Source organism: Sphingomonas sp. AC435 (assembly GCF_979253005.1).
In genome coordinates, this window is sequence record NZ_CEEDCJ010000125.1 from 1 (window position 1) to 234 (window position 234).

Consider the following 234-nt stretch of genomic DNA (forward strand, 5'->3'; position numbering starts at 1 on the left):
GATGCCACCCCTGCGGGAACGGCGAGAGGACGTGCCGCTCCTGTTCGCGCACCTCGTCGCCCTGTCCGCGGCGCGGCTGCGGCGACCGGTGCCGGCTCTTACGCAGGGCACGCGCGACCACCGGTCGCGGCACGACTGGCCCGGCAACGTGCGCGAACTGGCACATTACGCCGACCGCTTCGTGCTCGGCCTCGACGCCGAAGCCTCGGGGGCGACCCTGCCGACCTCCACCGC

Annotated in this window: 1 protein-coding gene; it reads left to right on the plus strand. The window is 74.4% G+C overall.

The window, feature by feature from the left end; genetic code table 11:
* Positions 1-31 precede the first annotated feature (31 nt).
* Positions 32-234, plus strand: a 203-nt coding sequence (locus AC0CH8_RS19175; protein WP_465241241.1) for an AAA-type ATPase lid domain-containing protein, incomplete at its 3' end; no start/stop codon positions are given.